Origin of the sequence: Nocardioides sp. CPCC 206348, assembly GCF_048654705.1 — a bacterium.
Classification (GTDB): domain Bacteria; phylum Actinomycetota; class Actinomycetes; order Propionibacteriales; family Nocardioidaceae; genus Nocardioides.
The window spans coordinates 34,303-39,942 of record NZ_JBMCZA010000241.1 but is presented as its reverse complement, the minus strand read 5'-3'; the positions used below and the strand labels follow the sequence as shown (position 1 = coordinate 39,942).

Genomic DNA, 5,640 nt, shown 5'->3' with positions numbered 1-5,640 from the left:
CACCTCGCTCATGGCGCGTTGGGCACCAGCCGAAGCTGCGCCTGCGCCCGCTCCTCCGCGCGCTCCTGTGCTCGTCGCATCCCGCGCCGGCTGCGGCGGATGACGGTGTCGAGTGATCGGTACTCGTCCGGGCCGGTGAGGACGTCGTGGATGACGTCGCGGACGATGCGCCAGGGGATGCCGTCGTACGCGAGCCGTTCGACTCGGTCCTGCCAGCGGGTCGGGTAGTTGTCACTGAGTGAATAGGGCTGCCCCGTCGCGGGGTTGGGGTACTTGGCCCACTCCTGTCGGAACCGGGTGTAGTTCATGTCGTAGTTGCCGTGGCGCCGGTACTCCGCGAGCGTGTGTTCCCACGCCTCTGTGAGCTCGTGTTGCCGTTGCTGTCGACCAGCCTCACGCCGCGCCGCGTCGACATGGGCTCGCAGCTCGTCGAGTCGGTCGGCGTCGACGAGCTGCTCAGCGAACCCGGCCACGATCGCGGCTGAGCGGCTGCCGGTCGCGAGGGTGTCGGCCAGGACAGCCAGGACGGCGCCGAGCTCTGCCGCGTCACTGGTGCCGGACGGGAGCTGGAGCGTTACGAGACGCGGCGAATTGCCGGGACCTACGCTGGTGGTTGCTGGCTCCACGTGGTGGGTCGTTTCGGCGGCCTCGCGGTCCCCGACTTCTCCCAGGTCGGGGACCGTGCCGCGTTCCGGTGTCACGACGAAGCCCCGAGGATGACGCGGAGCCGGTCGCGCTGCTCCGGTGTCAGTGGCGGCGGAGCAGCGAGGAGGTCGCGCACAGCTTGCGCGGTCGCCTCGGTGGCGATCTCGCGCGCAGTCTGCTTGCGCCGCTTCTCGCCAGAGCGGCGGCCAGCTTCGGCTGCGCTGGTCTCGTTGAACTGGTGCTCGACAGGAGGAGTCGGCATCGGGTGGTCCGTTCCGTCATGTCCGTTTCGGACGTGACAGGTACGGACGGCTCACGCGGCGGCATCCGGGCCCTTGCTCGGCCGGCGCGCACGATGTGCGGGTGGCCGAGGGCCCGGGCCAGTCCTCGCGGAACGGCCCAAGGTTTCTACTTGCCGAGCACCTTACCCGTTGAGGACACCCGAACGGGATACCCGTAGCCGCGTTTCGGTAGGTCCTTGCGGATCTGTTCGAGCGCCGTGTTCATCTCGGTCTCGTCGATCAGCACGATCCTGTCGAGGCCGGCGGAGTGCCGGGGACAGGGATAGGCGTGGACCATGTCGTCCCCGACGGGGGCCGCGTCCCACCCGGGTGTCATCTGAATATGGAAGCCGCCGCGGTGTACCCCGACCACCAGCCAGTCCGCGACCTTCGTACCGCACCTATCGCAGACGACGCGCACGCTGAACAGACTCACGATCGCCACTCGATCCGCACCTGGTCGGGACTCCAGCGGATGCCCTTCCCCGCCGGCATGATCGTCACGGTGCACAGCGTGCGGATGACGTCCCGGCGCTTCGATAGTGGCAACTCGTCGAGGGTCCGACGAACGTCGCCGGCGCCGATCAGGGGCGTCAGTGGGCTGTCCCCGATCGCAGCGGAGATCTCGCGCTCAAGCTCGCTGATCTGTGCCGTCAGGCGTTGCGCCTGCTCGCGGACTGCATCCGCGGAGAGCAGTCCATCCGCGAGCATCGCCGCAAGCCCGTCTCGGCGGCCGCGGAGTTCGTCGGCCGCGCTGCGGAGCTTGTCGACGTCGACGTCAGGACTCAGCAAGGATGCCGCGTCCGGCAGTGCGAGCCGGCCCGCGACGACCTCCAGGACGAAGGCGTCGACCTTGTCCCGCCGACGGGTGAGGTAGCACGTCGTGCACCGGTAGACCGGAGCCCTTTCGGCCCCGCCCGTCGTCGCGAACATCGGACCTTCGGCGGCGTCTCCGCACCGCCCGCAGCGCACGATCCCGGAGAGCAGATACTTGGTCGCTGTCGACGGGGCAAAGCGTCGCCGTGGATCGCGCAGCTTCGCCGTCAGGCGGTCGTACGTCGCGGGGTCGAGGACCGCCGGGCCCGCCGTCCCCATGTCCTCCCCGCAATACACGACCCGGCCAGCCACGCGCGGATTCAGCACGACCTGCTTGAGCGTCTTGACGCTCCACGTGCTCCCGAGCGTCGTACGCACGCCGCGAGCGTTCCAGTCTCGGGCGACAGCGGCGATGGTCTCGCCAGACAGGAGCTGCTCGACAGCCTTCCGGATCTCGGCCGCCTCGCTCTCGACGATCGTGACGCTGTGACCATCGCGGTCGAACCCGAACGGACGGCGGGTCCAGAGCGAGACGCCGCGGCGTGCTCGGTCACGATTCGCAGCGACCTGGCGCGCGCCCTTCTGCTCGACCTCGTACCGTGCAGCGCTCCCGAGCATCCCGGCCAACATGCGGCCGGCGGGAGTACTCAGGTCGAGGTCGGCAGCCTTCACGGACGCAATCCGTAGCGCTCGCCGTTCTGCGACCTCGAGGAGGTCCGCCAGGTCGCGGAGCCGCCGGTACAGCCGGTCTGTCGACCAGCACACCAGCACGTCGTACCGGCCCGCGTCGAGGTCCTGAAGGAGTCGCGTCCATCCCGGGCGCGGGCCCTTCGTTGCCGACGCGTCGTTGTCTCGGTAGACCTCGGTGACGGTCCAACCGTGGCTCTCAGCGAGCTCGTTGCACTCGCGCAGTTGGCGGTCGACCGCGGCTCCTTCACCGGTCCGGTCGAGGGACTGCCGTACGTAGATTGCGGTTCTCACGTAAGAAACAGTAACAGTTGACAACTGGTGTGCCGGTCGTGTTCCTCGTGCTGCCGGTGACCGTCCTGTTCGCGTTCTGGCCCGGCTTCATCGGCCTGTCCCTGACCTATTGATCACCCTGATCCACGCTGCACTCTCGGAAGGAACCACCGTGCACACCTCCATCCTGCTCAGCCTCCTGCGCCGCCGCTGGCACCAGCGCGACGAACGCGGCGACGTACCCGGCTGGGTCCTCGTCACGGTGATGACGATCTCGATCGGCGTCGCGCTGTGGAGCCTGGCCCAGCCGCAGCTGGTGGGCATCCTCCAGTCGGCGCTCAACTCCGTGAAGTGAGCACGCCCAGGCGGCGGTGCCGGGACCAGCGAGGCTCGGCGCTGGTCGACTTCACCCTCGTCACGGTGGTCCTGTTGCCGATCGTGGTCGGGTTGATCCAGGTCGCCCTGGTGCTGCACGTCCGGGCGACGCTCGGGGCCGCGGCGTCCGAAGGTGCCCGGCTGGCGGCCACGGCCGACCGTGGCCCGGGCGACGGCGTCGAGCTGACCCGCGCCCAGATCGACGACGCACTCGCCGGTTCCTTCGCCAAGGACGTCGAGGTGCGCCAGGTGTTGGTCGACGGTGCACCGGGCGTCGAGATCACGGTCCACGCGAAGGTCCCGGCGCTCGGCCTCGGCGGCCCGGCGGTGGAGTTCTCGGTGTCCGGCCGCGCGGTCGAGGAGAGCCCGCGATGAGGCGGCGTTGGGCCAGCTGTTGGGACAGGTGTCGGGCCAGCAGGCGGCTCGACCAGCGGGGGAGCGGTCTGGTCGAGATGGTGTGGATGAGCATCATCCTGCTGCTCCCGCTGCTCTGGATCGTGCTGTCGGTGTTCGAGGTCCAGCGCGGATCCTTCGGCGTGAGCGGTGCGGCCCGGGCCGCCGCACGTGCCTACGCGTTGGCACCCAATGACGTCGCTGGCGAGAAGCGGGCGGCCGCGGTCGCGCGGCAGGCCCTGGCCGACCAGGGTCTGCATGACGTCCCGGTCAGCGTGTCGGTGACCTGTTCGCCGTACCCGAGGAACTGCCACAGCGGCACCTCGGTGATCACCGTGCGGATCGAGTCCGCGGTGACCCTGCCGCTGCTGCCCGACGTCCTCGGCAGCGGCGCACCGACCTTCCGGCTGAGCGCGGACCACACCGTGCCGATCGGGCAGTACCAGGAGATCCAGGAGCAGGGCCGTTGACCCGTACCCGTGACCAGCGCGGCAGCTCGACCCCGCTGATCCTCGCCTTCACCGCGATCATCCTGTTGCTGGTGGCGGTCGTGGTGGACGCGAGCGCCGCCTACCTCGCCCGCCAGCGCCTCGACGCCCTCGCTGACGGCGCCGCTCTGCAGGGCGCCGACCAGGGAGCCCAGGGCTCCGATGCGTACGACGACGGGCTGGCCGCCGGCGACCTGACCATCGCTCGCCGGGAAGCCGAGCAGGCGGTGCGGGCGTACCTGCGCGACGTCGGTGCCGCCGCCGACCACCCCGGCATCCGTGCGGTGGTACGGATCCAGGACGACCGCATCGTCGTCGAGCTCGAGGCGCCGATCGACCTGCCGCTGAGCCTCCCCGGCGGACCGGAGAACCCGACGATCCGGTCCACCGGCTCCGCGGTCGTCGATCCGGAGGAGTGAGACCTGCTGGACCCTGCTGGGTCAGTTGCCCCGTGGTCGTACGAGGCCACTCCAACCGTGATGAACAAGTTCTACTTCGTTCGAGAGGTGGCATTTACCCGGCTTGCCCGGAGGGGTCGTAGCCTTGCCTGTTGTGGCAGGCACCGATTACGACTCCGAGATCAAGCAGCTGACGGCGACGATGCGCACCATCGAGCAGGTCCTGGACCTGGACCAGATGCAGCGCGACATCGCCGACCTCGGTGAGCAGGTGGCAGCGCCGGACCTGTGGGACGACCAGGCCAACGCCACCCGCGTCACCGGCAAGCTCTCGGGCCTGCAGGGACAGGTCGACCGGTTCCGTGCGCTCCACGACCGGATCGACGACCTCGCCGTGCTCGCCGAGCTCGCTGCCGAGGAGGGCGACGCCGAGACGCTGGCCGAGGCCGACGCCGAGCTCGAGAAGGTCAAGAAGGCCGTCGAGGGCCTCGAGGTCCGCACCCTCCTCAACGGTGAGTACGACGCCCGCGAGGCCCTGATCAGCATCCGTGCCGGTGCCGGCGGCGTCGACGCCGCCGACTTCGCCGAGACCCTGATGCGGATGTACACCCGCTGGGCCGAGCAGCACGACTACCCCGTGGAGGTCTACGAGACCTCCTACGCCGAGGAGGCCGGCCTCAAGTCCGCCACCTTCGCCATCCACGCTCCCTACGCCTACGGCACGCTCAGCGTCGAGGCCGGCACGCACCGCCTCGTGCGGATCAGCCCGTTCGACAACCAGGGCCGTCGGCAGACGTCGTTCGCGGCCGTCGAGGTCGTCCCCGTCCTGGAGCAGACCGACGAGATCGACGTCCCCGACGAGGAGATCCGCGTCGACGTCTACCGCTCCGGCGGTCCGGGCGGCCAGTCGGTCAACACGACCGACTCCGCGGTCCGGCTCACGCACATCCCCACCGGCACCGTCGTCAGCTGCCAGAACGAGAAGAGCCAGCTGCAGAACAAGGCCAGCGCCATGGTGGTGCTCAAGGCCAAGCTGCTCGCCCTGAAGAAGGCCGAGGAGAAGGCGCACCTCGACGGACTGCGCGGCGACGTGCAGGCGAGCTGGGGCGACCAGATGCGCAACTACGTGCTGAACCCGTACCAGATCGTCAAGGACCTGCGGACCGGCTTCGAGAGCGGCAACCCGAGCTCGGTCTTCGACGGCGACCTCGACGGATTCCTCGAGGCCGGCATCCGCTGGCGTCGCGGCGGAGAGAACGCCGACGCGAACTGACCCGTCCGGGT

The 5,640-nt window shown here is 69.5% G+C and carries 9 protein-coding genes; 5 read left to right on the top strand and 4 right to left on the bottom strand.

Annotated elements, in window-relative coordinates; translation table 11 throughout:
• Nucleotides 1-8: 8 nt before the first annotated feature.
• The 4 genes from ACOADB_RS28225 to ACOADB_RS28210 form a co-directional block, all read right to left on the bottom strand.
• Nucleotides 9-626 (bottom strand): hypothetical protein, encoded by a 618-nt coding sequence (locus ACOADB_RS28225; protein ID WP_378607016.1) that lies wholly within the window; start codon nt 624-626, stop codon nt 9-11.
• 71 nt (nt 627-697) lie between these two features.
• The gene (locus ACOADB_RS28220) at nt 698-907 is read right to left on the bottom strand and encodes a hypothetical protein (RefSeq protein ID WP_378607014.1); all 210 of its coding nucleotides are present in this window, start codon (nt 905-907) and stop codon (nt 698-700) included.
• 146 nt (nt 908-1,053) lie between these two features.
• Nucleotides 1,054-1,362: a hypothetical protein gene (locus tag ACOADB_RS28215; RefSeq protein WP_378607011.1), complete on the bottom strand. Its 309-nt coding sequence runs from the start codon at nt 1,360-1,362 to the stop codon at nt 1,054-1,056.
• The gene (locus ACOADB_RS28210) at nt 1,359-2,723 is read right to left on the bottom strand and encodes a recombinase family protein (RefSeq protein WP_378607009.1); all 1,365 of its coding nucleotides are present in this window, start codon (nt 2,721-2,723) and stop codon (nt 1,359-1,361) included. Before ACOADB_RS28210 ends, ACOADB_RS28215 begins: the two co-directional genes overlap by 4 nt.
• A 151-nt stretch (nt 2,724-2,874) precedes the next feature.
• On the opposite strand from ACOADB_RS28210, the gene ACOADB_RS28205 reads away from it, so the two are divergent.
• From ACOADB_RS28205 to prfB, 5 genes are all read left to right on the top strand, one after another.
• A complete protein-coding gene (locus ACOADB_RS28205; protein WP_378607006.1) occupies nt 2,875-3,057 on the top strand; it encodes a hypothetical protein in 183 nt (60 codons plus the stop codon).
• Nucleotides 3,054-3,452: a TadE/TadG family type IV pilus assembly protein gene (locus ACOADB_RS28200; protein ID WP_378607004.1), complete on the top strand. Its 399-nt coding sequence runs from the start codon at nt 3,054-3,056 to the stop codon at nt 3,450-3,452. The genes ACOADB_RS28205 and ACOADB_RS28200 overlap by 4 nt, the downstream gene beginning before the upstream one ends.
• A gap of 86 nt (nt 3,453-3,538) precedes the next feature.
• Nucleotides 3,539-3,940, top strand: a complete 402-nt coding sequence (locus tag ACOADB_RS28195; protein WP_378607001.1) for a hypothetical protein — start codon at nt 3,539-3,541, stop codon at nt 3,938-3,940.
• Nucleotides 3,937-4,377: a pilus assembly protein TadG-related protein gene (locus tag ACOADB_RS28190; RefSeq protein WP_378606998.1), complete on the top strand. Its 441-nt coding sequence runs from the start codon at nt 3,937-3,939 to the stop codon at nt 4,375-4,377. The genes ACOADB_RS28195 and ACOADB_RS28190 overlap by 4 nt, the downstream gene beginning before the upstream one ends.
• A 133-nt stretch (nt 4,378-4,510) precedes the next feature.
• Nucleotides 4,511-5,629: a peptide chain release factor 2 gene (gene prfB / locus ACOADB_RS28185; protein WP_378606995.1), complete on the top strand. Its 1,119-nt coding sequence runs from the start codon at nt 4,511-4,513 to the stop codon at nt 5,627-5,629.
• The last annotated feature ends 11 nt before the right edge of the window (nt 5,630-5,640 follow it).

What these genes read in the sequence shown, in the direction of transcription:
- ACOADB_RS28195 (WP_378607001.1), top strand. Translation starts at nt 3,539, where the DNA reads ATGAGCATCATCCTGCTGCTCCCGCTGCTCTGGATCGTGCTGTCGGTG.
- ACOADB_RS28220 (WP_378607014.1), bottom strand. Translation starts at nt 907, where the DNA reads ATGCCGACTCCTCCTGTCGAGCACCAGTTCAACGAGACCAGCGCAGCC.